At 71.3% G+C, this 24,088-nt stretch carries 22 protein-coding genes and 1 pseudogene; 11 read left to right on the plus strand and 12 right to left on the minus strand.

Features of this window, described 5'->3' with window-relative positions:
- The 4 genes from ACWDAS_RS13085 to ACWDAS_RS13100 all read left to right on the plus strand — a co-directional run.
- A partial coding sequence (locus tag ACWDAS_RS13085) for a sensor histidine kinase (protein WP_450389243.1) occupies positions 1 to 1,522 on the plus strand: 1,522 nt, incomplete at its 5' end.
- Positions 1,523 to 1,580: 58 nt separating this feature from the next.
- Positions 1,581 to 2,264, plus strand: coding sequence for a response regulator (locus tag ACWDAS_RS13090; protein ID WP_450389245.1), 684 nt, complete (start codon positions 1,581 to 1,583; stop codon positions 2,262 to 2,264).
- Positions 2,265 to 2,302: 38 nt separating this feature from the next.
- On the plus strand, positions 2,303 to 2,701 hold the full coding sequence (locus ACWDAS_RS13095) for an OB-fold nucleic acid binding domain-containing protein (protein ID WP_450389247.1): 399 nt from the start codon (positions 2,303 to 2,305) through the stop codon (positions 2,699 to 2,701).
- A gap of 3 nt (positions 2,702 to 2,704) precedes the next feature.
- Positions 2,705 to 3,463 (plus strand): DUF3159 domain-containing protein, encoded by a 759-nt coding sequence (locus ACWDAS_RS13100; RefSeq protein ID WP_450389249.1) that lies wholly within the window; start codon positions 2,705 to 2,707, stop codon positions 3,461 to 3,463.
- A 77-nt stretch (positions 3,464 to 3,540) separates the two neighbouring features.
- On the opposite strand, the gene ACWDAS_RS13105 is transcribed toward ACWDAS_RS13100, so the two are convergent.
- Together ACWDAS_RS13105 and ACWDAS_RS13110 are read right to left on the minus strand one after the other, a co-directional pair.
- Positions 3,541 to 4,218: a potassium channel family protein gene (locus tag ACWDAS_RS13105; RefSeq protein ID WP_450389251.1), complete on the minus strand. Its 678-nt coding sequence runs from the start codon at positions 4,216 to 4,218 to the stop codon at positions 3,541 to 3,543.
- A complete protein-coding gene (locus ACWDAS_RS13110; RefSeq protein ID WP_450389253.1) occupies positions 4,215 to 4,883 on the minus strand; it encodes a potassium channel family protein in 669 nt (222 codons plus the stop codon). Before ACWDAS_RS13110 ends, ACWDAS_RS13105 begins: the two co-directional genes overlap by 4 nt.
- A 138-nt stretch (positions 4,884 to 5,021) precedes the next feature.
- On the opposite strand from ACWDAS_RS13110, the gene ACWDAS_RS13115 reads away from it, so the two are divergent.
- The 5 genes and pseudogenes from ACWDAS_RS13115 to ACWDAS_RS13135 all read left to right on the plus strand — a co-directional run.
- On the plus strand, positions 5,022 to 7,073 hold the full coding sequence (locus ACWDAS_RS13115) for an APC family permease (protein WP_450389255.1): 2,052 nt from the start codon (positions 5,022 to 5,024) through the stop codon (positions 7,071 to 7,073).
- An 87-nt stretch (positions 7,074 to 7,160) separates the two neighbouring features.
- Positions 7,161 to 8,513, plus strand: a complete 1,353-nt coding sequence (locus ACWDAS_RS13120) for a class I SAM-dependent RNA methyltransferase (protein ID WP_450389257.1) — start codon at positions 7,161 to 7,163, stop codon at positions 8,511 to 8,513.
- A 297-nt stretch (positions 8,514 to 8,810) separates the two neighbouring features.
- Positions 8,811 to 9,086 (plus strand): hypothetical protein, encoded by a 276-nt coding sequence (locus ACWDAS_RS13125; protein WP_266430040.1) that lies wholly within the window; start codon positions 8,811 to 8,813, stop codon positions 9,084 to 9,086.
- Positions 9,083 to 9,481: a PIN domain-containing protein gene (locus ACWDAS_RS13130; protein WP_099920255.1), complete on the plus strand. Its 399-nt coding sequence runs from the start codon at positions 9,083 to 9,085 to the stop codon at positions 9,479 to 9,481. Before ACWDAS_RS13125 ends, ACWDAS_RS13130 begins: the two co-directional genes overlap by 4 nt.
- A 359-nt stretch (positions 9,482 to 9,840) precedes the next feature.
- Positions 9,841 to 10,011 (plus strand): annotated as a pseudogene (locus tag ACWDAS_RS13135) (transposase); the annotation flags it as partial.
- 159 nt (positions 10,012 to 10,170) lie between these two features.
- Here the strand turns inward: ACWDAS_RS13135 and dctA are convergent.
- Both dctA and ACWDAS_RS13145 read right to left on the minus strand, forming a co-directional pair.
- Complete coding sequence (gene dctA, locus ACWDAS_RS13140) at positions 10,171 to 11,556, minus strand: C4-dicarboxylate transporter DctA (protein WP_450389260.1); 1,386 nt, start codon at positions 11,554 to 11,556, stop codon at positions 10,171 to 10,173.
- Positions 11,553 to 12,671 carry a PrpF domain-containing protein gene (locus ACWDAS_RS13145; protein WP_450389262.1) on the minus strand — a complete coding sequence of 373 codons (1,119 nt, stop codon included), beginning with the start codon at positions 12,669 to 12,671 and terminating at the stop codon, positions 11,553 to 11,555. Before ACWDAS_RS13145 ends, dctA begins: the two co-directional genes overlap by 4 nt.
- Before the next feature lie 170 nt (positions 12,672 to 12,841).
- Here ACWDAS_RS13145 and ACWDAS_RS13150 point away from each other — a divergent pair, with 170 nt between their 5' ends.
- Positions 12,842 to 13,756: a LysR family transcriptional regulator gene (locus ACWDAS_RS13150; protein WP_266430030.1), complete on the plus strand. Its 915-nt coding sequence runs from the start codon at positions 12,842 to 12,844 to the stop codon at positions 13,754 to 13,756.
- 369 nt (positions 13,757 to 14,125) lie between these two features.
- On the opposite strand, the gene ACWDAS_RS13155 is transcribed toward ACWDAS_RS13150, so the two are convergent.
- Complete coding sequence (locus tag ACWDAS_RS13155) at positions 14,126 to 14,446, minus strand: hypothetical protein (RefSeq protein WP_450389604.1); 321 nt, start codon at positions 14,444 to 14,446, stop codon at positions 14,126 to 14,128.
- 1,212 nt (positions 14,447 to 15,658) lie between these two features.
- On the opposite strand from ACWDAS_RS13155, the gene ACWDAS_RS13160 reads away from it, so the two are divergent.
- Positions 15,659 to 16,339: a phosphatase PAP2 family protein gene (locus tag ACWDAS_RS13160; RefSeq protein ID WP_450389266.1), complete on the plus strand. Its 681-nt coding sequence runs from the start codon at positions 15,659 to 15,661 to the stop codon at positions 16,337 to 16,339.
- A gap of 7 nt (positions 16,340 to 16,346) precedes the next feature.
- Here the strand turns inward: ACWDAS_RS13160 and ACWDAS_RS13165 are convergent, their stop codons facing one another.
- The 7 genes from ACWDAS_RS13165 to ACWDAS_RS13195 are packed head-to-tail and all read right to left on the minus strand — an operon-like array spanning position 16,347 to position 24,085.
- The gene (locus tag ACWDAS_RS13165) at positions 16,347 to 17,681 is read right to left on the minus strand and encodes a glutamate-1-semialdehyde 2,1-aminomutase (RefSeq protein WP_450389268.1); all 1,335 of its coding nucleotides are present in this window, start codon (positions 17,679 to 17,681) and stop codon (positions 16,347 to 16,349) included.
- Between the two features lie 7 nt (positions 17,682 to 17,688).
- Positions 17,689 to 18,240, minus strand: a complete 552-nt coding sequence (gene rfbC / locus ACWDAS_RS13170; RefSeq protein WP_450389270.1) for a dTDP-4-dehydrorhamnose 3,5-epimerase — start codon at positions 18,238 to 18,240, stop codon at positions 17,689 to 17,691.
- Complete coding sequence (locus ACWDAS_RS13175; RefSeq protein WP_450389272.1) at positions 18,237 to 19,544, minus strand: polysaccharide pyruvyl transferase family protein; 1,308 nt, start codon at positions 19,542 to 19,544, stop codon at positions 18,237 to 18,239. Before ACWDAS_RS13175 ends, rfbC begins: the two co-directional genes overlap by 4 nt.
- The gene (locus ACWDAS_RS13180; protein WP_450389273.1) at positions 19,541 to 20,488 is read right to left on the minus strand and encodes a glycosyltransferase family 2 protein; all 948 of its coding nucleotides are present in this window, start codon (positions 20,486 to 20,488) and stop codon (positions 19,541 to 19,543) included. Before ACWDAS_RS13180 ends, ACWDAS_RS13175 begins: the two co-directional genes overlap by 4 nt.
- Positions 20,485 to 21,792 (minus strand): hypothetical protein, encoded by a 1,308-nt coding sequence (locus tag ACWDAS_RS13185; protein WP_450389274.1) that lies wholly within the window; start codon positions 21,790 to 21,792, stop codon positions 20,485 to 20,487. Before ACWDAS_RS13185 ends, ACWDAS_RS13180 begins: the two co-directional genes overlap by 4 nt.
- A complete protein-coding gene (locus ACWDAS_RS13190) occupies positions 21,789 to 23,072 on the minus strand; it encodes a DUF4910 domain-containing protein (RefSeq protein ID WP_450389276.1) in 1,284 nt (427 codons plus the stop codon). The genes ACWDAS_RS13185 and ACWDAS_RS13190 overlap by 4 nt, the downstream gene beginning before the upstream one ends.
- Positions 23,060 to 24,085, minus strand: coding sequence for an NAD-dependent epimerase/dehydratase family protein (locus ACWDAS_RS13195; RefSeq protein ID WP_450389278.1), 1,026 nt, complete (start codon positions 24,083 to 24,085; stop codon positions 23,060 to 23,062). The genes ACWDAS_RS13190 and ACWDAS_RS13195 overlap by 13 nt, the downstream gene beginning before the upstream one ends.
- Positions 24,086 to 24,088 lie beyond the last annotated feature (3 nt).

Here is a 24,088-nt window from a genome sequence, read left to right on the forward strand (position 1 = left end):
CGTCGCCCGCGAGTCCGGCCCCGACCTCGACGTGCACATCGTCACCCACGAGCACGCCGCCAAGGGCCGGGGCCTGCCCGTGGCGCGTGGTGCCCAGCTCGGCCGCTCCCGGGTGATCACCGGCTGGCTGACGGGTGTGCTGGGCCCCGCGCTGCTCTGCCTGGCGCTCACCCAGGTGCACTCATCCCTGGGCATCGCCACCGACATGCTGCTGTTCATGACCCTGACGGTCGCGGCGGCCCTGATCGGAGGCCTCTACCCGGCGCTCGTCTCGGCCGTCGGCGGCTCGCTGCTGCTGAACTACTACTTCGCCCCGCCCCTGCACACCTTCACGATCGCCCAGCCCGAGAACCTGATCGCCATCGTGATCTTCGTGGTGGTCGGCGTCGCGGTGGCCTCCGTCGTCGACCTGGCCGCGCGCCGCACCCACCAGGCCGCCAGACTCCAGTCCGAGGCCGAGATCCTGTCGCACCTGGCGGGCAGTGTGCTGCGCGGCGAGCACTCCCTTGAGGCCCTGCTGGACCGGGTCCGGGAGACCTTCGGCATGGAGACCGTTTCCCTGCTGGAGCGGGTCACCGAGCACGACGCGTGGACCTGCGCCGCCGGCGTCGGCGCCCGGCAGTGCCTGCGCCCCGAGGACGCGGACGTCGAGGTGCCGGTCAGCGACACACTCTCGCTGGCCCTCGTCGGCCGGGTGCTGCCCGCCTCCGACCGCCGCGTGCTGTCCGCCTTCGCGGCCCAGGCCGCCGGCGTGCTGGACCGGCAGCGGCTGGAGGACGAGGCCGCCAGGGCCCACGAACTCGCCGAGGGCAACCGCATCCGCACCGCCCTGCTCGCCGCCGTCTCGCACGACCTGCGCACCCCGCTCGCCGCCATCAAGGCGGCGGTCAGCTCGCTGCGCTCCGACGACGTCGCCTGGTCCGAGGAGGACGAGGCCGAGCTGCTGGCGGGCATCGAGGAGGGCGCGGACCGGCTCGACAACCTGGTGGGCAACCTGCTCGACATGTCCCGGCTGCAGACCGGCACCGTCACCCCCCTGATCCGGGAGGTCGACCTCGACGAGGTCGTGCCCAAGGCCCTGCGCGGCGTCCCCGACGGCAGCGTCACCCTGGACGTCCCCGAGACCCTGCCCATGGTGTCCGTCGACCCCGGCCTCCTGGAACGCAGCGTCGCCAACATCGTCGAGAACGCCGTCAAGTACAGCCCCGCCGACACCGCGGTGCTGGTCGCCGCCAGCGCCCTGGGCGGCCATGTCGACCTGCGCGTCGTCGACCGCGGCCCCGGGGTCCCGGACGCCGCGAAGGAACGGATCTTCGAGCCGTTCCAGCGGTACGGAGACGCCCCCCGCGGCAACGGCGTGGGTCTCGGCCTGGCGGTCGCCCGCGGCTTCGCCGACGCCATGGGAGCCACCCTGCAGCCCGAGGACACCCCCGGAGGCGGCCTGACCATGGTGCTCACCCTCCCGGCAGCGCCCGGCAGCGTCCCCACCGCCCCGGACCTGCCCGCCGAGGCGACGACCTGACCGTGCCCGTACCGCACCCCCGCTCCACCCCGCTCACCGTGAAGGAAAGGCAGGCTCCATGAACCGGGTGCTCGTGGTCGACGACGAGCCGCAGATCGTGCGTGCTCTCGTGATCAACCTGCGGGCCCGCAAGTACGAGGTCGACGCGGCCCACGACGGCGCGACCGCGCTGCAGCTCGCCGCCGCGCGCCACCCCGACGTCATCGTCCTCGACCTCGGCCTGCCCGACATGGACGGTGTCGAGGTGATCCGGGGACTGCGCGGCTGGACCCGGGTGCCGATCATCGTGCTCTCGGCCCGCCAGGCCTCCGACGAGAAGGTCGAGGCCCTGGACGCGGGCGCCGACGACTACGTCACCAAGCCCTTCGGCATGGACGAGCTGCTGGCCCGGCTGCGCGCCGCCGTCCGCCGCGCCACGCCCGGCGGCCCCGAGGACGGCGCCGCGGCCGTGGAGACGGAGTCCTTCACCGTCGACCTCGCCGCCAAGAAGGTCAACCGCGACGGCGCCGACGTCCGGCTCACCCCCACAGAGTGGCACCTGCTGGAGGTCCTGGTCCGCAACACCGGCCGGCTCGTCAGCCAGAAGCAGCTGCTGCAGGAGGTGTGGGGCCCGTCATACGGCACCGAGAGCAACTACCTGCGGGTGTACATGGCGCAGCTGCGGCGCAAGCTCGAGGCCGACCCCTCGCACCCGCGGCATTTCATCACCGAACCGGGCATGGGCTACCGCTTCGAGAAGTGATCAGTGATCCGTTCACCCGGGCCCGGTACCCTTCCCGTATGAGTGGTACCACCCGTTCGGACCGGCCGGCCGGCAGATTCCGCAGAATGCTCGACCGCCTGTCCACCTCCCAGGAGGAGCTGCACTCCGACGAGCTGCGGCAGGACACCGAGGAAGTCGGCTGTACGCGGATCTGCGACTGCCACGATCGCGACATAGTGACCGTGACCGGTACACTACGCGCTGTCACACTGCGGCCGCGCGCCGGTGTGCCCGCCCTGGAGGCGGAGCTGTTCGACGGTTCCGCGCCGCTCGACGTGGTGTGGCTCGGCCGGCGCAGCATCGTCGGCATCGAGCCGGGCCGCAGGATCATCGCGTCGGGGCGGATCTCCATGAACCGCGGCCGTCCGGTGCTGTTCAATCCCAAGTACGAATTGCGTCCGGTCGGACAGGAGTAGCCGGTGGTGTCGATCGACAAGCGGACCGGGGCACAGCCCACGACGGGGGCGGAGCAGCGCCCGGAGCACGACGAGGCCGCCTCGAAGGCGGCGGCCGAACACGCGCTCCTGGAGGCCTTCGGCGGCGTCTGGGGCATGATCGACACGACGGTGCCCGGCCTCGTCTTCGTCCTGATCTACACGATCAACCGGGACATCCACGTCGCGGCCATCGCCGCGCTGGGGCTCTCGCTGGTGCTGGCACTGGCCCGGCTGGTGCGCAAGCAGACCCTCAAGCACGCCTTCAGCGGCGTCTTCGGGGTCGCCTTCGGCGCGGTGTTCGCGCTGATGTCCGGCGACGCCAAGAACTTCTATCTGCCCGGCATGCTCTACACCCTCGGCCTGGCCGTCGCCTACGTGATCTCCGCGCTCGCGGGGTTCCCGCTGATCGGGCTGCTCCTCGGCCCGATCCTCAAGGAGAACCTCTCCTGGCGGACACGGAACCCGGGCCGGTTGGTCGCGTACACCAAGGCCACCTGGGCCTGGGGCATCATCCTGCTCGCCAAGTCGGCGATCCTGTTCCCGCTCTACTTCTGGGGGAACGCCACCCAGCTCGGCTGGGTCAAGGTCGCCCTCGGCATCCCGCCGTTCCTGCTCTGCGTCTACCTGACCTGGATCTTCCTGGCCAAGGCGCCGCCGCCGATCGACGTGATCGCCGAGATGGAGGAGGCCGAGCGGGCCGAGAAGGCCGAGCGCGCCGCCAAGGAGGCCGCCAACAACTGACCCGGCGCCCCGCGCCGGTGAACGTACGAGGGGCGGCCGGAACCCACGGGTTCCGGCCGCCCCTCGTCGTCGGTCCGCTACGCCTCGGCGTCGGCGCTGCGCACCGAGAGCAGGTCCTCCAGCTGCTCCTCGCGGTGCGGGGCCGCGACGAACAGCAGCTCGTCGCCCGCCTCGAGCGCGTCGTCCTTGGACGGCGTCAGCACGCGGTGGCCGCGGATGATCGTGACCAGCGAGGTGTCCTCGGGCCAGGCGACGTCCCCGACCCGGGTGCCCACCAGCGCGGCCTCCTCGGGGAGGGTCAGCTCGACGAGGTTCGCGTCGCCCTGGCTGAAGCGCATGAGCCGGACGAGATCGCCGACGCTCACCGCCTCCTCCACCAGGGCCGACATCAGGCGCGGGGTGGAGACGGCGACGTCCACGCCCCAGGCCTCGTTGAAGAGCCACTCGTTCTTGGGGTTGTTCACCCGGGCGACGACGCGCGGCACGCCGTACTCCGTCTTGGCGAGCAGCGACACGACCAGGTTGACCTTGTCGTCGCCCGTGGCGGCGATGACCACGTTGCAGCGCTGCAGCGCGGCCTCGTCCAGCGAGGTGATCTCGCAGGCGTCGGCCAGCAGCCACTCCGCCTGCGGGACGCGCTCCACCGAGATCGAGCTCGGGTTCTTGTCGATCAGCAGGACCTCGTGGCCGTTCTCCAGCAGCTCGCCCGCGATGGAGCGGCCCACGGCCCCGGCCCCGGCAATGGCGACCCTCATCGGTGCGCCTCCTCAGGGCCCTTGGCGAACGCCGCCTCGACCTGCTCGACCTCGCCCGTGCGCATCATCACGTGCACCAGGTCGCCCTCCTGCAGGACGGTCTCCGAGGTGGGGAGCATCGCCTCGCCCAGCCGGGTGAGGAACGCCACGCGCACCCCGGTCTCCTCCTGGAGCCTGCTGATCTTGTGGCCCACCCAGGCGGTGTCCGCGTGCACCTCGGCGAGCTGCACACCCCCGCTCGGGTCGCGCCACAGCGGCTCCGCGCCGGAGGGCAGCAGGCGGCGGAGCATCTGGTCGGCCGTCCAGCGGACGGTGGCGACGGTGGGGATGCCCAGGCGCTGGTACACCTCCGCCCGCCGTGGGTCGTAGATGCGCGCGGCGACGTTCTCGATACCGAACATCTCCCGGGCCACCCGGGCCGCGATGATGTTGGAATTGTCACCGCTGCTGACGGCCGCGAACGCGCCCGCCTCCTCGATGCCGGCCTCGCGCAGCGTGTCCTGGTCGAAACCGACCCCGGTCACGCGGCGTCCGCTGAACCCGGAGCCCAGACGGCGGAACGCCGTAGGGTCCTGGTCGACCACGGCCACTGTATGACCTTGCTGCTCAAGGGAGTGGGCGAGAGTGGAACCCACTCGCCCACAACCCATAATCACGACGTGCACGACCGTCCTTCCGGCTGCCAACGATTCCGGCCGATTCCCTCTCAGGGTCTCAGACCGCGCCCAAAGCTACACACGCACGTAACCCCTTGATAGGTGGGCGGGGGATCGGAAATCTTGACGATCCTCTAACATCGCGGGGTGTCCAAACTGACCGACCTTCCGAAACGGATCCTGATCGGGCGGGCGCTCCGCAGCGACAGGCTCGGGGAGACGCTCCTCCCGAAGAGGCTGGCGCTCCCCGTCTTCGCCTCCGACCCGCTGTCCTCCGTGGCGTACGCGCCCGGAGAGGTGCTCCTCGTGCTGTCGATCGCGGGAGTGTCGGCCTACCACTTCAGCCCCTGGATCGCGGTGGCGGTCGTCGTGCTGATGTTCACCGTCGTCGCCTCGTACCGGCAGAACGTGCACGCCTACCCCTCGGGCGGCGGTGACTACGAGGTCGCGACCACCAACCTGGGCCCGCGCGCCGGCCTGACCGTGGCCAGCGCCCTGCTGGTCGACTACGTCCTCACCGTGGCCGTGTCGGTCGCCTCCGGTGTGGAGAACCTCGGCTCGGCCGTGCCGTTCTTCGTCGAGCACAAGGTGCTGGGCGCCATCGGCATGATCGTGCTGCTCATGGTGATGAACCTGCGCGGCGTGCGCGAGTCGGGCACGATCTTCGCCATCCCCACCTACGCGTTCGTCTTCGGCGTCTTCTGCATGCTGGCCTGGGGCATCTTCCGGATCGCGACCGGCGACGAGATGCACGCCCCCACCGCCGGCTTCACGATCAAGGCCGAGCACAGCAACCTCGCGAGTTTCGCGCTCGTCTTCCTCCTGCTGCGGGCCTTCTCCTCCGGCTGTGCCGCGCTCACCGGCGTCGAGGCGATCAGCAACGGCGTGCCGGCCTTCCGCAAGCCCAAGTCGAAGAACGCCGCGACGACGCTGGCGCTGATGGGCGTCCTCGCCGTGACCATGTTCTGCGGCATCATCGCGCTCGCCATCAACACCAACGTGCGGATGGCCGAGAACCCCGCCGTCGACCTGCTGGTGAACGGCAAGCCGGTCGGCCCCGGCTACACCCAGGACCCGGTGATCGCCCAGGTCGCCTCCGCCGTCTTCGGCAACGGCTCCATCCCCTTCGTCTTCCTTGCCGGCGCCACCGCACTGGTCCTGTTCCTGGCCGCTAACACCGCGTACAACGGCTTCCCGGTGCTCGGCTCGATCCTCGCGCAGGACCGCTACCTGCCGCGCCAGCTGCACACCCGCGGTGACCGGCTCGCCTTCAGCAACGGCATCGTGCTGCTGGCCGCCTTCGCCGCCGTGCTCGTCTACATCTACGGGGCCGACTCGACCCGGCTGATCCAGCTGTACATCGTCGGCGTCTTCGTCTCCTTCACCCTCAGCCAGATCGGCATGGTCCGGCACTGGAACCGGCACCTGGCCACGGACACCGACCCCGCCGCGCGCCGCCACATGATCCGCTCCCGTGCGATCAACGCCTTCGGCGCCTTCTTCACCGGGCTCGTCCTGGTCGTCGTGCTGCTGACGAAGTTCACCCACGGCGCCTGGGTCGCCGTCCTCGGCATGGTGATCTTCTACGGCGTCATGACCGCGATCCGCCGCCACTACGACCGCGTCTCCAGCGAGCTCGCGGTCGCGGAGGAGCCCAGTGAGGAGGAGGTCAAGCCCTCCCGGGTGCACTCCATCGTCCTGGTCTCCAAGGTGCACAAGCCCACGCTGCGCGCCCTGTCGTACGCCCGGCTCTTCCGGTCGGACACGCTGGAGGCGCTCAGCATCAACGTGGACCCGGCCGACACCAAGGCCCTGCAGGCCGAGTGGCACCGCCGGGGCATCGACGTACCGCTGAAGGTGCTGGACTCGCCCTACCGCGAGATCACCCGGCCGATCGTCGACTACGTCAAGAGCCTGCGCCGCAGCAGCCCGCGCGACGTCGTCTCGATCTTCATCCCGGAGTACGTGGTCGGCCACTGGTACGAGCACCTGCTGCACAACCAGAGCGCCCTGCGGCTCAAGGGCCGGCTGCTGTTCACCCCGGGCGTCATGGTCACCTCCGTGCCATGGCAGCTGGAGTCCTCCGAGCGCGCCAAGCTGCGGGCCCGCAAGGGCGCCGAGTGGAACGCGCCCGGTTCCGTGCGGCGCGGCGAGGTGGGGCGCCCGAAGGGCGACCAGGAGCCCAGCCGGCAGGCGTGATCCGGGGGCGGCGGCGGGCCGTAGACTTGTCAGCTGCTCGTTCTTCGCCGTCCCCGTTCCCCTCGTCACCCAGGAGCCTCTTCCGTCATGCAGCACCGTTCCAAGGCCCCTGAGGCCGACGCCCTCGTCGGCGAGCGCTACGAGGTCGAGGTCGGTGCGGTGGCGCACGGCGGCCACTGCATCGCGCGGACCGTCCTGCCGGGCCACGACCGGCCGCAGGTGATCTTCGTACGGCACGCGCTGCCCGGTGAGCGGGTCGTCGCCGAGATCACCGAGGGCGGCCCGGACTCGCGCTTCCTGCGCGCCGACGCCGTGGAGGTCCTGGAGGCCTCCCCGGACCGCGTCGAGGCGCCCTGCCCCTTCTCCGGCCCCGGCAAGTGCGGCGGCTGCGACTGGCAGCACGCGGCCCCCGGCGCGCAGCGGCGGCTCAAGGTGCAGGTGATCACCGAGCAGCTGCAGCGGCTCGCCCACCTCACCCCCGAGGAGGCGGGCTGGGACGGCACCGTCGAGCCGGCTCCGGGCGACAAGGTCGCCAAGGGCGAGGTCCCGGCCTGGCGCACCCGCGTCCAGTACGCGGTCGACGCCGAGGGCCACGCGGGACTGCGCCGGCACCGCTCGCACGAGGTCGAGCGCATCGACCGCTGCCTGATCGCCGCTCCTGGCGTCTCCGAACTGGGCGTCGAGTCCCGCGACTGGCCCGGCATCGCCACGATCGAGGCCATCGCCGCCACCGGCTCCTCCGACCGCCAGGTCATCGTCACCCCGCGCCCCGGCGCGCGGCTCCCCATCGTCGAGCTGGACCGTCCCGTCTCCGTCCTGCGGGTCGACGAGCAGGGCGGCGTCCACCGCGTCCACGGCCGCGGCTTCGTGCGCGAGCGCGCGATCGACCGGACCTGGCGGGTGGGCTCCGGCGGTTTCTGGCAGGTCCACCCGAAGGCCGCCGAGCTCCTCATCGAGGCCGTCATGCAGGGCCTCATGCCGCGCAAGGGCGAGACGGCCCTCGACCTGTACTGCGGCGTCGGCCTCTTCGCGGGCGCCCTCGCCGAGCGGGTCGGCGAGACCGGCGCCGTGCTCGGCATCGAGTCCGGCAAGCGCGCCGTGGAGGACGCCCGGCACAACCTGGCCGACCTCGACCGGGTCCGCATCGAGCAGGGCAAGGTCGAGGCCGTGCTGCCCCGCACCGGGATCACCGAGACCGACCTCGTCGTCCTCGACCCGCCCCGCACCGGCGCCGGACGCGCCACCGTGGAGCACGTCGCCTCCCTCGGCCCCCGCCGCATCGCCTACGTCGCCTGCGACCCCGCCGCCCTCGCCCGCGACCTCGGCTACTTCCGCGCCGCGGGTTACGCGCCGCGGCGGCTGCGCGCGTTCGACCTCTTCCCGATGACGCACCACGTGGAGTGCGTGGCGGTCCTGGAGCCGGTGGCGAAGGCGCACTGACCTGCATCTTCTTGGGTCGGTGCGTCAGCTCGACCTGTTTCCGTCTATCCAACGGGTGAATCGTTGGATTTGCTGCCCGCATACCGTCTGACCTGCGGCATCAGGCAGGGGCGTCGACTGCTGCGTCAGCGGCAGCGGCGCAGTCCTTGGATTGCTGACGCTCAAACGACGCACGTTCTGACGCCCCATCACACTCCCGGGCCGCGTATGCGTGCGTGACTGGGTCCGTTGATTCCGGGAGTCGTGCCGCGCCGTAGGCGGGTGGCATTTTGGCATTTCGAATGCCAAAATAGTTCCATGGCTGATGATGACTTCCTACCGGGAGACGGTCCGAGTAGCGGTATCTCCGTGTCGCTGACCGCCGGCACTCTGCAGGCGATCCGCGAGCGGGTGGGTAGGCGTGGTGTCTCCGCGTATCTAGAGCGGGCTGCGCAGCGCCAGATCGAGCGCGACAACCTGGACGAGCTCATCGCAGACTTCGAAAAGGCCCACGGTCCGGCAGATGCGGAGGCCGTGGCTGCCAAGCGGGCCAAGCTCACCGGCTCTGCGCCCGAGTCCGGGGCTGCTGCGTGAGTGGAGCCCTGGTTCTGGACAGTGAGGGTCTGGCCAAGGCCGTCCAGCGGGATCAAGAGGTTCACGAGTGGCTGACGGCAGCTCGTGACGCGGATCTCCCTGTGATCACCTCGGCCGCGGTACTGGTCGAGGTCATCCACCCGAGGATCAATGACGCCGCGCTGAAGTGGACCCTTTCCCGCCTCCGCGTCGAGCCGGTCACCCAGGCTGTTGCGCAGTCGGCGGCAGTCCTACTGCGGGGTGCCGGGCTGCACGGGCACAAGTACGCCATTGACGCCATGCTGTGTGCGACGGCGCTGGCGCAGCCAGGTCGGGTGACGATCCTGACCTCTGACGTAGAGGACGTCGAGATGCTTACGGTCGAGCACGCCCGGGTGGTGGCTGAGAAGGTCTAGCAGCTCCTCGCGACCTCGCAGGAAAGAAGTGCACGTGGGCGCTGAGGCGCCCACTCTCGTGCGGGGTACTGTTCTCTCGAGCCGCACCCCTGGGCCAGGATCACGTGCTTGAACTCGGAGTCCAGGAGCTCCGCGTCGAAGTCCTAGACCCCCTCCTCCGTACACGCCGTGTGCCACAGGTTCAGCGCCGCTCGTCGTCCAGCGGGCTGCCGAGGTCGCTGGTAAGACAGGTCTGCCTCAGCTGCGCTGCGGGAAGCGCCCACTGAGCCTCTCCCACGGCCTACCCGGCCCAGCTGACGAGCTATGGCAGCGGCGTGGGATGACCACGACCCGCCACCCAGTGTGCGTGAGCTGCGGCAGGGCGGTACTTCCCGCACTGGCTCCTGGAACGGCGCCGCCGGACCGCGCAGGCCCTGATCGGTGTGGTGGCCACTGCTTGTCCGCTGAGTGTGTCCACCCGCAGGGGCGAGGAACTCGCGGAGTCCCTCGGCGTCACCCAGCCGCCGAATTCCCAGGTCAGGAAGCGTGCGCCCTGCCCGCGGGCGGACTGTGCGGCGCTGAAGCCGGCGCTTTTGCCGCCGACCGCGATGACGTCCCCGGGCCCGGTCGTATACGTACACACTCCTGTCGTGGGAAAGGGCCGGTTCGGAGCGGGTGCTCCGGACCGGCCTCCTGGATCCGCGGCTGTGTCAGCCGATGGAGGGCACCGGCTCCAGGGCCGGTTCGGGCGTCACGGCCTTCGGCTTGGGCGCGGGCGTCACCGGGACGGGGACGTAGGGGATCTCGCCGCGCAGGACGGCCTTGGCGCGGTCCTCGTCGAGCTGACCCTCCCATCGGGCGACGGCCAGGGTGGCGACGCCGTTGCCGACGAGGCTCGTGAGGGCGCGGGCCTCGGACATGAAGCGGTCGATGCCGAAGATCAGGGCGAGGGCGGCGACCGGAACGTGCGGGACGGCGCTGAGGGTGGCGGCGAGGGCGATGAATCCGGAGCCGGTGACGCCGGCCGCTCCCTTGGAGGTGAGCAGCATGATCGCGAGCATGGACAGCTGCTGGGTGAGGCTGAGGTCGATGCCGAGGGCCTGGGCGAGGAACACCGAGCCCATGGTCAGGTAGATCGCGGTGCCGTCGAGGTTGAAGGAGTAGCCGGCGGGCACTGTGATGCCGACGACCGGCTTCGAGGCGCCCACGTGTTGTAGCTTGGCCATCATGCGCGGCAGAACGGGCTCGGTGGACGAGGTGCCCAGGACGATCAGCAGCTCCTCCTTGATGTAGCGCAGGAAGGGGAGGATGCGCAGGCCGTTGAGGCGCATGACCGCGCCGAGGACGACCAGGACGAAGAAGAGCGCCGTGAGCCAGAACGAGCCGACGAGCAGGGCGAGATGGCTCAGTGTGTCCAGGCCGTAGTTGCCGATGGTGAAGGCCATCGAGCCGAATGCGCCGATCGGGGCGAGCCGCATGATCCAGCGGATCAGCGTGAAGAGCACCGTGGAGAACTTCTCGATACCGCGGGCGATGCTCAGGCCGGCCTCGCCGCTGGCGTGCAGGCCGAAGCCGAACAGCACTGAGACGAGGAGCACCGGCAAGATGTCGTTGCCGGTGAAGGCGCTGACCAGCGTGGCCGGGATCATCGCCAGGACGAACTCGACGAAGCCCTCGTGCTCCGTCGCGGCCGGTGGCAGGCCCTTGGTGGAGAGCGACGCGACGTCGATGTGCAGTCCGCTGCCGGGCTTGACGATGTTGACGACGACGAGGCCGATCACCATGGCGACGGTGGTGAGGACCTCGAAGTAGATCAGCGCCTTGAGGCTGACCCGGCCGACCGCGCGCAGGTTGTCCATGGAGGCGATGCCGTGTACGACCGTGCAGAAGATGATCGGCGCGATCATCATCTTGACCAGTGCGATGAACCCGTCGCCCAGGGGTTTGAGCTCGGCGCCGAAGGTGGGCCACAGCCAGCCCACCACGGCGCCGGCCATGATGCCGATCAGGCACTGGATGTAGAGGCGGGAGAGCAGCCGGCGCAGGCGACTCGGTGGAGCGGTGCCGGTACCCGGGGCAGCGTCGTTGCGGCTCATGCGGGGCGTCCTTCCAGGACGGGAACGAGGAGTTCGGCTCGGGCGATACGCCGGGCGGCGCGGTGCAGCAGCACCGTGGGGGACGCGCCGTCCGGTGCGGGGACGGCTTGGGCGGTGATCACGCCCGCGGGGGTGCCCAGGCGCAGTGTTCCGTCGGCGGTCTGCCGGGCGACACGGTGGGCAAGGGTGCCGGGGGTGGCGGCGGCGGTGGCCAGGGCGACGGCGGAGGTGAGGCCGATCGCCGGGTGGGGTGCGTGCATGGAGACCATCCGGACGGCCAGGTCGTACTCGTCCTGATCGACCAGAATGCCATGGGTGGTGCGGTACGAGGCGGGACGGGCGACGATGCCGACCTTCGGGACCGCGTGGCTGACCGGGTCGTTCTTCTTGGCCAGGCCCATCGCGAGGGCCGCCTGGCGGCGCAGCACGGTGAGCGCGGGGACGGCGGCGGCGAACTGAGTGAGGGACTCGGTGCCGTCGAGGCCGAAAGCCTTGGCCTCGAAGAGCGCGGCGGGGGCGCCGGCGTCGACGAGGGTCGCCTCGACGGGACCTTCGGGGCCGGTCAGGGTGTCCACGGCGTGGCCGGTGGGCAGCGCCCGCCCGGTGGTGGAGCCCGCCGGGTCCTCGAAGCCGAGCAGGACCGGCACACCGGGCGCGGCCGTGCCGGGCACCAGCGCCATGCCCTCGTCCGGGGCGATACCGCACGGGGTGGAGATGGTGCCGGTGAGGCGGGCCCTGGTGTTGACGTTGCGCATGCGGACGGTGGTGGTGTCCGCGGTGATCGGTACGAGGCCGTGGTGAACGGCGTAGAGGGCGACCGCGGTGGCGCAGTTACCGCAGTTGCTCGCCCACTCCACGCGTTCGTCACCGATGCCGACCTGGGCGAAGGCGTACTCGATGTCGACGTCCGCCTCGGCCGAGATCTGGACGACCGCGGCCTTCGACGTGGTAGAGGTGGCGCCGCCGACGCCGTCGATCTGGCGGGGGTCGGCGGCGTTGAAGGCGGCCAGCAGGACGGAGTCGACGTCCACGCCGGTCGCCGCCACGTCGTGGTGGGCGAAGATCCAGCACTTGCTGGTTCCTCCGCGGATCATCTCGCCCTGCAGACGCAACACAACAGACTCCCCATGAATGCGGACATAGACGTGAAAATAGCCGGGAACTCCGGATCCGCCGGAGGCTTCTCTGCCCGGTGGTTGGATCCACGGTGAGTTACGTCGGCGTGAAGTACAATCTCCAAAATCTATAGAGGCATTAAGCTGGGGTTAAGTCTTGAGGTGAGGCAGTGCTCGACGTGCGGCGTATTCTGCTCTTCGCGGAGGTCGCCCGCCGCGGCTCGGTGACCGCGACCGCACGTGCCCTCAACTACACCCCGTCGGCGGTGTCGCAGCAGGTCAGCCGCCTAGAGGCGGAGGCGGGACAGCCCCTTCTGGAGCGTCACGCGCGAGGGGTCACGCTGACCGACGCGGGGCGCGCCCTGGCCGACCGGGCGGCCCGGATCGAACGCGAACTGACGGCCGCGGAGAACGAGCTCGCCGACTTCGCCGGCCTGCGCGCGGGCACCCTGCGTATCGGCACCTTCCCCACCGTCGGCGCCTCACTGCTCCCCCGGGCCGTCATCGCCTTCCGGACGGCGCATCCCGACGTACGGCTCACGGTGCGCAGCGCCCGCATCGCCGGCCTGTGGTCGATGCTGGAGAACCGGGAGATCGAACTCTCCCTGATGTGGGACTACGACTGGAGCCGCATCGACCGCGAGGACGTCGTCGTCACGCCACTCCTCGACGACCCGCCAGCCCTCCTCGTCAGCGACCAGCACCCGTTCGCCGGGCGCGACTCGGCCACGCTCGCCGACCTCGCGGACGACCCGTGGATCACGCGAGCCGAGCACCACCCCGTGGCCGAGGCCCTCGACCGCAGTTGCCGCGCCGCCGGCTTCGAACCCCAGATCGCCTACGAGGCCCACGACTACCAGGAGGCCCAGGCCATGGTCGCCGCCGGCATCGGCGTCGCCCTCGCCCCCACTCTCGCCCTGGAAGGCATCCGCCCCGGCGTCAGCGTCCTGCCCTTGCTGCCGCCCGCTCCGGTGCGCCGCATCCTCCTGGTCCGCATGGCCGACCACGCGCTCACCCCCGCCGCCAGCACCTTCACCGAACTCCTGCTCGACACCACCGCGGCCCGGCTCGAACCCACCCGCTGACAATGCGCTGACTCCCGGTGAAGGGTGTGTCAATTTAATTTAGCGGCTGATCTTGGTTGTTGAAACGGTCAGTGGTTGGTGGGAGTGAGGCGGCCTTCAAAGGCGATCTGGAAGGCGTTCTAGGGGGCCTTCCAGCGCATGGTCCACCTCTAGCGGCCCTTCCCTGTCGGGTCCATGCTCATCAGCGCCATGTAGACGCACTTGACGGCGGCGGCTTCGGGTGCCGGGTTCTCGGTAGCGACATCGAGAGCTGAATGGGGCGGTTCACGCGCGCCCGCACGGCGTATCCACCGGTGAGGACCAGCGGATACGGAGCCCCGAGGGCGATCACATCCGCCAGGAGCCGCGTGTGCAGATCCGGCATGTCCGTCACGCGGCTGCCCGGGTGCGGGAGGCGAGCTGGGGGAAGGCGTCTTCCCACACGGCGCGCACGGTGCGACCGACGAGAGTGCGCAGCACCGGCCACATCTGGAGGAGCAGGCCCCGGTTGAGGTAGCAAGGCAGATCGTCGTGCAGGCCCTCGTGCGGGACGGTGCGGTACAGGCTCATGCGCTGGCGAGGCTTGGCCATGTCGTACGAGGCCATCCCGGACCAGTCCATGTGCAGCGGCAGCTCCACGACCGCCTGAGTGGGGCCCTGCAACTCGTCCAGCGACTTCGGTAGGCGTCGCCGGAACTTCTCCCGGTACAGCGCGAGGTCCTCGGCGACCGCTCCCGAGGGGTCCCTCGGCGTGGGTGCGCGGCGCTTTGGGTTGGAGGGCTGGCTTTATTAGGGCGGCCGGAGAAGTGCTGCGGGGCACGATGTTGCGAGCTGACGTCCGGAGTGTGCGGAGGCGGATCCTGCCGGTGAGCTGGTTGTCGCAGCCTGTTCTGCCCTGAGCGGGAGGGACGGACTGCGGCCGTGACGCTCGATTGACGCTCTGGGCGCCCGCACGCAAGGCCGTGAGACGAGAAAACGGCTGCGACCTGGGCTTTTCCGTGACTCGCTCAGGCCGACATCTTCCCGATGACGCACCACGTGGAGTGCGTCGCCATTCTCGAGCCGGTCCGATAGGCCATCCGACCTTCGGTTTCCGCTGGTTCGGTGGCGGCGGGCTGCGTGCCGGCGTCCGTCGGCAACCGCCGATCATGCTGACAGGGGTACCGAGGCCGAGCGGTGCGACAACGTGCCCCGGCCCAAGTCGACGCGCGCAGGCGGGCGTCACTCACGACGCATCACGATCGCGGTTCCGGCGACACTCCGTGGCTCCGGCACGGAAAGGCAATCCAGGACCAAAATTCGCGAAGTGTTGACCCGCGGACTTTCCGACGGCGGTTAGGGTGCCAGCCAGAGACCGGTTCCGATGCCCTTGACCAGGGTGAGCGGGCCGAGCCGGACACGACGGGGGGTCGTTGGTGGGGAGTCGGTGCCGGCGGAAGCCGAAGGCCACGTCGACCAGCGTCAGTGGCGTTGGATCGCTTGGCCGGAGCAGGCGTGGAAGTCGGCCCAGCCCGGTTCGCGCTTGACGTGTCTGCAATCTTGCCCGGTCCAAGCCGTGTGCCGCCCGTACATCTGGCGATGCCGGCCATGTCGGCGGGCGGCGGCGGGCAGTTCTCGGGGGCACGGCGTCGCGGTGGCGGCGGGTGACATGGCGTCGGCCCCGACGGGAGGGGGAGGTGCATCGCATCTGCCGGACGGTCTGCGACGGTGTGCGGGTTTTCCCCGTCTCGGTCATGAGCGCGGTGTTCGGCTCGTCCGCCGCCACGTAGGGGGGCGTGGCGCGGCCGGGTCGGGCGATGAAGTGCGGGCTTCCGCTGGGGTAGTGGCGGCGGCCGGCGAGCAGAACCCGAAACGCGGTGCGCGCGGCGCGGGCCCGGACCAGCAGGTGGGCAGCCGTTCGGCTCGACCGGACGCGGTGGGCGTGTGACCCGCCGGTCGGCGCCCGCGGTGCTGCTTCCGTCGCTGCGCCTGTGGCTCGGGCTGATGGCGGCCCTCGCCGCGCTGGCGGTCCTCGTGCTCGGGGTCCTGTATGCCGACGACAGCAAGCCCGGCACGGTGGACGCGCGGATCTCGGCGGCAGTGGACGGTGTGCGGCCGCCGTGGCGGTCCGTCGCTCTGGCCACGGACTTCTTGGGGGAGCCCGCGGGAGCGGCGACGCTGGTCGTGGCCACCGTGACGTGCTGCCTGCTGCTTCGGCGTCCTCGCGCAGCGGTGCTCGCCGTGGCCGGCGCCGGCATGACCGTGGGCACGGCGACGCTGCTCAAGTCCCTGGTGGGACGCACCATCCACGGAGGGAACCTGTCCTACCCGAGCGGGCACACCGCCTTCGCCACCGCGCTCGCCCTCGTGGTGGCGCTGCTCGCGACCGGCCGGCTCGGCCTCGGCAGGACAGCCGGCACGTCACTTGTGCTCGCCGCGGCGCTGGTTGCCGGCGCCGCCATGGGTTGGGCGCAGGTCGCCCTGGGCGCGCACTACCCGACCGACGTCCTCGGCGGTTGGTGCACCGCGCTGGCCGTGATACCGGCGGCTGCCTGGCTGGTCGACCGGATGGCTGACCGGCTGGGCGGCGGGACGGCCGACGCCGGTCGGCTGGAGCGTCGCTGACGTCACCTCACGCCAGGCGGCGGAACACGGGCTTCACCGGTCGTCCGGCCAGCCAGGGGGTGGGGTCGGCGGCGTCCAGCGCCTTCCGGTACACCGCACAAGCCCGGGCCACCACGTCGACGGTGTGATCGATGTCGGCGTCGCTGAGCGCGCTGCTCACCACGAACGACGGGGCAAGCACCCCGCCCGCGAGGAGCCGGTGCAGGAACAGGGTGCGGTACTCCTGCGACGGCTGCCCGTTCTCGTCGAGGGTGGCGAAGACCAGGTTGCTGGCCCGGCCCCGGACGACGAGGTGGTCACCGACGCCCATCGCGGCCGCGGCGTCGCGGACACCGGCGCCCAACCGCTCGCCGAGGCCGTGCAGCCGTGCGGTGACGCCCTCTTCGACGTAGGTGGTGAGCACGGCCATCGCGGCTGCCAGGGAGTGCGTTTCCGCACCGTGCGTGGTGGACAGCAGGAACACCCGGTCGCCGGAGTGACGCAGCCCGCCCCGCTCCATCAGATCGCGGCGCCCGGCCAGCGCGGAGACGGCGAATCCGTTGCCCAGCGCCTTGCCGAACGTGGAGAGGTCGGGGACGACGCCGTACAGGCCCTGGGCGCCGGCCTCGGACCAGCGGAAGCCGGTGATCATCTCATCGAAGATCAGTACGCAGCCGTGCCGGTCGGCCAGCTCGCGCAGGCCGGCGAGGTACCCCGGCGGCGGCTCGGCATGGGTGGCGGGTTCGAGGATCAGGCAGGCGACCTCGTCCTGGTACCGGGTGAGCAGTTCCTCCGTGGCGGCCAGGTCCCCGTAAGGGAACGCCACGGTGAGCTCGTTGGCCGCCGCCGGAATACCGGCGGACATCGGCGTGGTGCCGATGAACCAGTCGTCGACGGAGAAGAAGGGATGGTCGGCGCAGATGGCCACCCGCGGGCGCCCGGTGGCGGCGCGGGCGAGGCGCACCGCGGCGGTGGTGGCGTCGGAGCCGTTCTTCGCGAACTTCACCATCTCGGCGGTCGGCACCGTGGCCAGGAAGCGTTCCGCGGCTTCGACCTCCACGATGGACGGCCGCACGAAGTTGCTGCCGCGGTCGAGTTCTCGTCGCACCGCCTCGATCACGCGTGGGTGGGCGTGGCCGAGGCTGACCGACCGCAGGCCGGAGCCGTACTCGACGTAGCGGTTGCCGTCGATGTCCCACACGTGGGCACCGCGGCCGTGGCTGATGACCGGGGCCAGGTTCTCGGGGTACTGGTCGTCGCCCTTGGCGTAGGTGTGCGCGCCCCCGGGGATCATCGCGTGCAGCCGCTCGTTGGCCAGCCGCGAGCGGGGCAGGAGGAACTCTCCGGTGTCTTCGGTGTGCACGCCGTCCTCAACTTTCCTGGTGCTTGAGGACCTCGGCGAGGCTCGGCGCCTCCCGGTCCCGCTGGGACATCGATGCGACCGGCAGCGGCCAGGGGATGGCGAGCTCGGGGTCGTCGAAGGCGATCGTCACGTCCTCGGCGGGATCGTGCGGGCGGTCGATCCGGTACGAGGTGTCGGCGGTCTCGGTCAGCGCCTGGAAGCCGTGCGCGCACCCCGCCGGGATGTACAGGGTCACCTGCGTCTCGCCGGACAGCTCGAAGCAGGCCCGGTTGCGGTAGGTCGGCGAGTCCGGCCGCAGGTCCACGACGACGTCGAAGATCCTCCCGTACGAGCACCGCACCAGCTTGGCCTCGCCGGCGCCGGAGCGCAGGTGCAGGCCGCGCAGCACGCCCCGGACCGAGCGGGACAGGCTGTCCTGGACGAAGGCGTCCGGGTCGAGGCCCACCGAGCGGACCACGTCGGCGTCGAAGGTGCGGCAGAAGAAGCCGCGTTCGTCGGCGTACGGCGTCGGTTCGAAGAGGTACGCGCCGGTGATCTCCGGGACTTCGGTCGCCTTCATGGAGCCTTCCGCGAGGTGTGGGCGTGGTCGGCCGCAGGGAACAGGGCCGCGGTCAAGGAGTCGAACTGGTGCTGGAGCCGCAGGGCGGCGGCCAGGTTCCGCTCGGTGAGGGTCCGCCGCAGCTCGGCCGAACGCTTCTCCAGCGCACGGAACTGCTCGAGCAGTCGGTCGGCGTCGACCTCGCGCGCCGGGTGGCAGTACGCGCCGAGGCCCATCTCCGCCATGAGCGCGTCGCTCTTCGCCGCGTAGCTGAGGGCGAGCACCGGCGTACCGGTCTTCAGCGCGCAGATCAGGTTGTGGTAGCGGACCGCCACCACGGTGTCGGCAGCCGCCATCTCCTTCATCAGGTCGGCCAGTGAGGACGGCTCGGCGGCGGTGACCAGCGGCGAGTCCACCGCGTCGAGGATCGCGGCGACCACCGACGCGTCGCACTCGTCACCGGTGAGCAGCCGGACGGCCCTGTCGTCCTCGACGAGCGCGCGGACGAACCGGATCGTCCCGTCGAGGTAGCGCCGGTGTATCTCGTCGGCCCGGGCGCGATCGTCGTTGCCGCCGTGGAAGTCCATGACGCCGACGCAGACCGGGCCCTGCGGGGCCGACGGGTCCGAGGGCGCGCTGGGGGTGCCTCCCTGTTCTGGGGGCCCCTCCCGGTCGAAGGCTGGGGGAGAAGCCGAGAGCTCGGGGGACTGTGGCGTCGGCAGGGCGAACGCGAGGTCCGGGTAGACCTCGTCGCGCGCGGTGTCCACGCCCATCGCCCGCATCGCGTCGCGGGACTGCGCGTCCCGGTACGACCGGTAGGCGGCCAGCCGCGCCGACCAGCGCACCAGGGCCCGGGTCGGCCGGTCGCCGATCGTCGCGGCGCCGACGCTGACCAGCGCCACCCGGGTGCGCAGCAGCCGGCCACTGGCGCAGAGCAGGAACAGCGAGTACGGGAAGCCCCAAGGCCGCAGCGGCAGCGTGGCCTCCAGGACGCCCATGCCCGGGACGATCACCACATCGTGCCGCCGCACCCAGGCGGCGGTGCGGAAGGCGTCGACGAGTTTGCCCAGGCCCTTCCCCGCGACCGCGCCCGCACGCGACGCGGTCCGGTACTCCCCGCGGTACCAGTGCAGCCGCGTCGCGGGGATCCCGAACCGGGTCGTCACGGCCTCGGGCCCGCCGCACAGCGCGTCCACGACCGCCTCCGGGTGTTCGGCGCGGAGGTACCCGAGCACGGCTTCGAGCGATCCGTCGTTGCCGAGGTTGCCGGAGCCGAGCAGGCCGAACACCCCGACGCGCACCGGGGTCCCGTCCGCGGCCGTCATGCCCGCCTCCCCTCACGGCCGGCGACGAGGGCGTCGACGGACACGGTGAGCCGGCCCGGGTCGACCGGGGCCCGGTCCTCGACCCGCTCGCCGGCGCCCGGCCGGACCCGGCTGGTCATCCACGCGGCCAGGTGGCGGTAGCACGCGCGCCGGTCGGCCGGGGACAACGGCGCCCGTCGGATCGCCGCGACGAAGCCCCACACGTACTCGGCGAGCAGCCGGGGCGTCGGGTGCAGCGGGCCCGCCCGGCGCGGGTCCAGGTTGACGCACCGGGCGCGCTTGCCGGGATTCGCCCGCTCGGCGCGCGTGGGGTGGTCGCGGCGGAAGTACAGCAGCTCCGGCACCTGGTGGAAGGGCCCGTGCAGGGTGATCTCGGCGACGAACGTGCGGTCCGCGTGGTGGTAGCTGTCGAGCGGCTTCACCCGGCGCAGCATGTCGGCCCGCATCACTCCGTAGAAGTCGTCGCCACCCGGCTCGAACAACAGACTGCGGAAGCGCTCCGGCGCGTGCGGAGAGTCGGTGGCGAGCCCGTACTCGTACGGGACCTTCACCCGGCCGTCCCCGTCGATGACCGCCTGGCCGGTGTGCGCGAGGATCATGTCCGGCCGCTCGTCGAGCGCCTCCACGCAGCGCCGCAGCAGGTCCCGGCCGTACAGGTCGTCGTGCGAGGCCCACTTGAACAGCTCGCCGCGGGACTCGGCGAACACATGGTTGTGGTTCGGCGTGGCACCGATGTTCCGGGGCAGCCGGAGGTACCGGATGCGCGAGTCCCGCGCGGCGTACTTGCGGCAGATCTCCTGGGTCCCGTCGGTCGAGGCGTTGTCGGAGATGACCAGCTCGAAGTCCTCGTAGGTCTGGCCGAGCAGGGCGTCGAGCGACTCGGCCAGGTACTCCTCGCCGTTGTACACGGGCAGGCCGATGCTCAGCCTGGGTTGGGCGGTCATGAGGTCCTCACTTCGGGGATGGGATTGCGGTGGCGCTCGCGCAGGGCGGACCGCAGTTGCAGCCACCACACGGCCGAGCCGCTGACGGTCGCGGCGGCGACGCCCCAGGCCGAGCCGACCGTGCCGGCGGCGGCCGCCCCGCCGAGCCCGCCGCTGACATAGCAGGCGGAGGCGAACAGCTGGCAGCGCAGGCTGCGCCGGGCCGCACCGAGCGCGCGCAGCCCGGCCGCCGCGCCGGTGCCGAGGCCCGCGCCCGCGACGCCGAGGGTGACCGGCACGATGAGCTGCGAGGCGGAGTGCCAGACGCCGCCGAGCACCAGCTCGCCGAGCCGGCCGGGCATCAGCAGCAGCGCCGCGCCCCAGAGCAGCGCGGCGGCGGCCTGCCCCCCGCCCAGCAGGAGGCAGAACGTGCCGAGCCGGTGCGGGGCCTGCCGCAGCACCCGCGCCGCCTCCGGGACGGTGACCAGCGAAAGCCCCATGAGCACCGCCAGGAACGGGCCGAGCAGGAGCTCGGCGCCCCGCACCGCACCCACCGCGCCGACCCCGACGATCGCGCCGAGCCCGTAGGCCCGCAGCTGGCTCGCGCCACTGAGGCTGACGTTCTCGACCAGGTACCGGTAGCCGAGATCGCGTTGCTCGCGAAGCCACCCGCGCGCCTCGGCCAGCCGGGGCCGGATGCCGGACTGGAGGCAGCCGTACCCCGCCGCCACCGTGGCGGACGCGCCCCAGGCGAGCACAAAAGCGGCCACGCTGCCCACACGGGCCGCCACCACCATGGCCGGGACGAGCGCGACACCCCACACGACGTCGTTGACGAACGCCTTCTGCCCGGTGCCGGCGGCGAAGAACGAGAACCGCCAGGCGTCCTGGAGCAGCAGCCCCGGCAACATGACACCAAGGGCGGCGAACGCGGGCCCCACTCGGCCGCCGAGGCCGAGCCCGGCCACCAGACACACCGCGCCGATGGCCGCACCGACGCCGAGTGCGGTACCCGCCGACCGGGCCACCGCCCCGCGCCAGGACGCGTCCGGCACGCCGCTGAAGCGCACCACGAGCGGATCGGTGGCCAGCCCGCGGGAGACGTTGAGCACCACGCCGTACGTCACCCAGGCGAGGCTGAACACGCCGAACGCGGTCACCCCCAGCGAGCGGGCCACGTAGATGCCCACCACGAAGTTGCTCACGCTGGAGGCCGCCTGGTCGGCCAGTCCCCAGGACAGCCGGCCGACGAGGGCACGCCTGGCGGATCCGGCCGGTGGCGCCGTTGTCTGCGGATTCTCCCCCTGAGTGGTCATCGGCGTCATGCCTTGATCAGCCCGGCGTCGTGCAGGGCGCCGGCCGCGGCGGCGACGGTGTCGAACGGCAGCCCGGACCGCTCGGCGACGTCCAGCAGACTGTGCTCGCCGTCGGAGAGGCTGAGCACCCAGAGCATGGCCATCTGGGCCTGCTTCGCGTCGCTGCGGCCGCCGAGCGAGTCGTACAGCCCGCGCCGGCCCAGCTGTGGCTCGCCGTAGGGGCTGAGGTTGACGTACCGCCGGTTGCGGTCGAGCACGGCGAACGCCTCGCGGCAGACCGCGAGGGTGTCCGCCATCGCCCCCGGGGAGACGAAGTCCGGGTTGTCCGCCGAGGTGTGGTACTCGGGGTACCCGGCGTACGGGGTCCGGCTGAGCGATCCCACGCCGAGATCGAACCCGGGCGAGCAGTACTGCCGCTCGTCGTAGCCGTAGGGGGTGAACTCGTTGACGTGGTGCGGGCGTTCGGAGGCGGCCAGCACGTGCCGCATCACCCGGTCGATCTCCGCGTCGCCGCGTCTGCTCTGCTTGTACGTCAGTCGACCCGAGTCGCCGGCGCAGGCCAGTACGAGCCCGTGCTTGACCCTGTCCACCCGCTCCGCGTTGCGGGCCAGCCAGGTGATCGCCCCGATGGTGCCGGGCGCGTAGATGAACCGGTAGGTGTAGTACGGCGCCTCCTGCGCCAGCGCGCGGGCCAGGAACGTCGCCACCGCGACGCCGGCCAGGTTGTCGTTGGCCAGCGACGGGTGGCAGACGTGGCAGGAGACGATCACCTCGTCGGGGACCTGCCCGGGGACCACGTGCTCGGCGTAGGTGAGGTGACCGTCCGCGAGCGTGGAGTCGATACGGACCTCGTACTCGCCGTCCGGCAGCCCGTCCAGGGTCTCCTGCGCCAGGCAGAATCCCCATTCCGGCTTGTAGTAGCTGGTGCGGTACGGCACCCAGCTCGGGTGGTCCGGCAGGGTGTGCAGGTGTGCCCGCAGTTCGGCCAGCGGCACGGTCCGCGACACCGGCACGCTGTAGCCGAGCACGTGCAGGCTGGACGCGGCGAAGTCGACGACCCGGTTGCCGGCGGTGTCGGCGATGTACGCGTCCCGGATGTTCCACTCCTGCGGCACCGTCCAGTCGAGCACCTGCGTCCCGGTCGGCACCTCGTGCACCTGCAGCGGAACGTACTCGCCGACGATCTCCAGGGTGGCGCGCACACCGTCGCCGGTGATGCTCCGGCACAGCGGGTACAGCCGCTCCACCAGCGCGTGCATCTCCTCACCCACTGCGGTCATCGGCGCCACCGCAGGGTGTCGTCGACGGCGCCGGCGCCGGACGCCGCGCGCAGCACGGCGAGCCGGGTGAAGCGCTGTTCGAAGTCCTCCCGGGTCAGGTCGAACTTGCGGTAGGCGTCGACGAGTTCGAGCGCACCCTGCTTCACCGTCCACTCGCAGTCGAAGCCGGGAACCGCGGTGCGGAACCGGGAGAAGTCCACCCGGTACGACCGCGGATCGGCACCGGTCTCCCCCGTGATCACCACCTTCGCGCCGGACACCGCCTCGGCGACCTGCTCGGCGATCTCGGCGACCGTGACGTTGTTGACCTCGCTGCCGATGTTGAACGCGCGGTCGTGCACCGCCTCGCGTGGCGCGGTCAGCGCGGCCGTGAAGGCCCGTGCGATGTCGGCGGCGTGCACCAGCGGGCGCCAAGGGGTGCCGTCGGAGAGCACGAGGACCTCGCCGGACAGGAGCGCGTGGCCCACCAGGTTGTTCAGCACGATGTCGGCGCGCAGCCGGGGCGAGTAGCCGAAGGCGGTGGCGTTGCGCATGAACACCGGGGTGAAGTCGCCGTCGGCCATCGCGTGCAGGTCGTCCTCCACGCGCACCTTGGACTCCGCGTACGGCGTCACCGGGCGCAGCGGGGCGTCCTCGGTCACCAGGTCGTCACCGCCGGCGGCGCCGTAGACGGAGCAGGTCGACGCGTACAGGAAGCGCCGCACTCCGGCGTCGCGGGCCAGCCGGGCCAGGTGCACGGAGGCCTTGTGGTTGATGTCGTAGGTGAGCTCGGGCGCCAGCGATCCCAGCGGGTCGTTGGAGAGCGCGGCCAGGTGGATGACTGCGTCCACCCCGGCCACATGATCGGCCGTGACGTCGCGCAGGTCCACCCGGTGCCCCGGAGGGTCCGCGGGCGCCGGGCCCAGCACGCAGTCGGCGAACAGGCCGGCGTCAAGACCGACGACCTCGTGCCCGGCGGCCGTGAGGACCGGGGCCATCACGGTGCCCAGGTAGCCCTGGTGTCCGGTCAGCAGTACGCGCAAGGT

Source organism: Streptomyces sp. NPDC001070 (assembly GCF_053598835.1).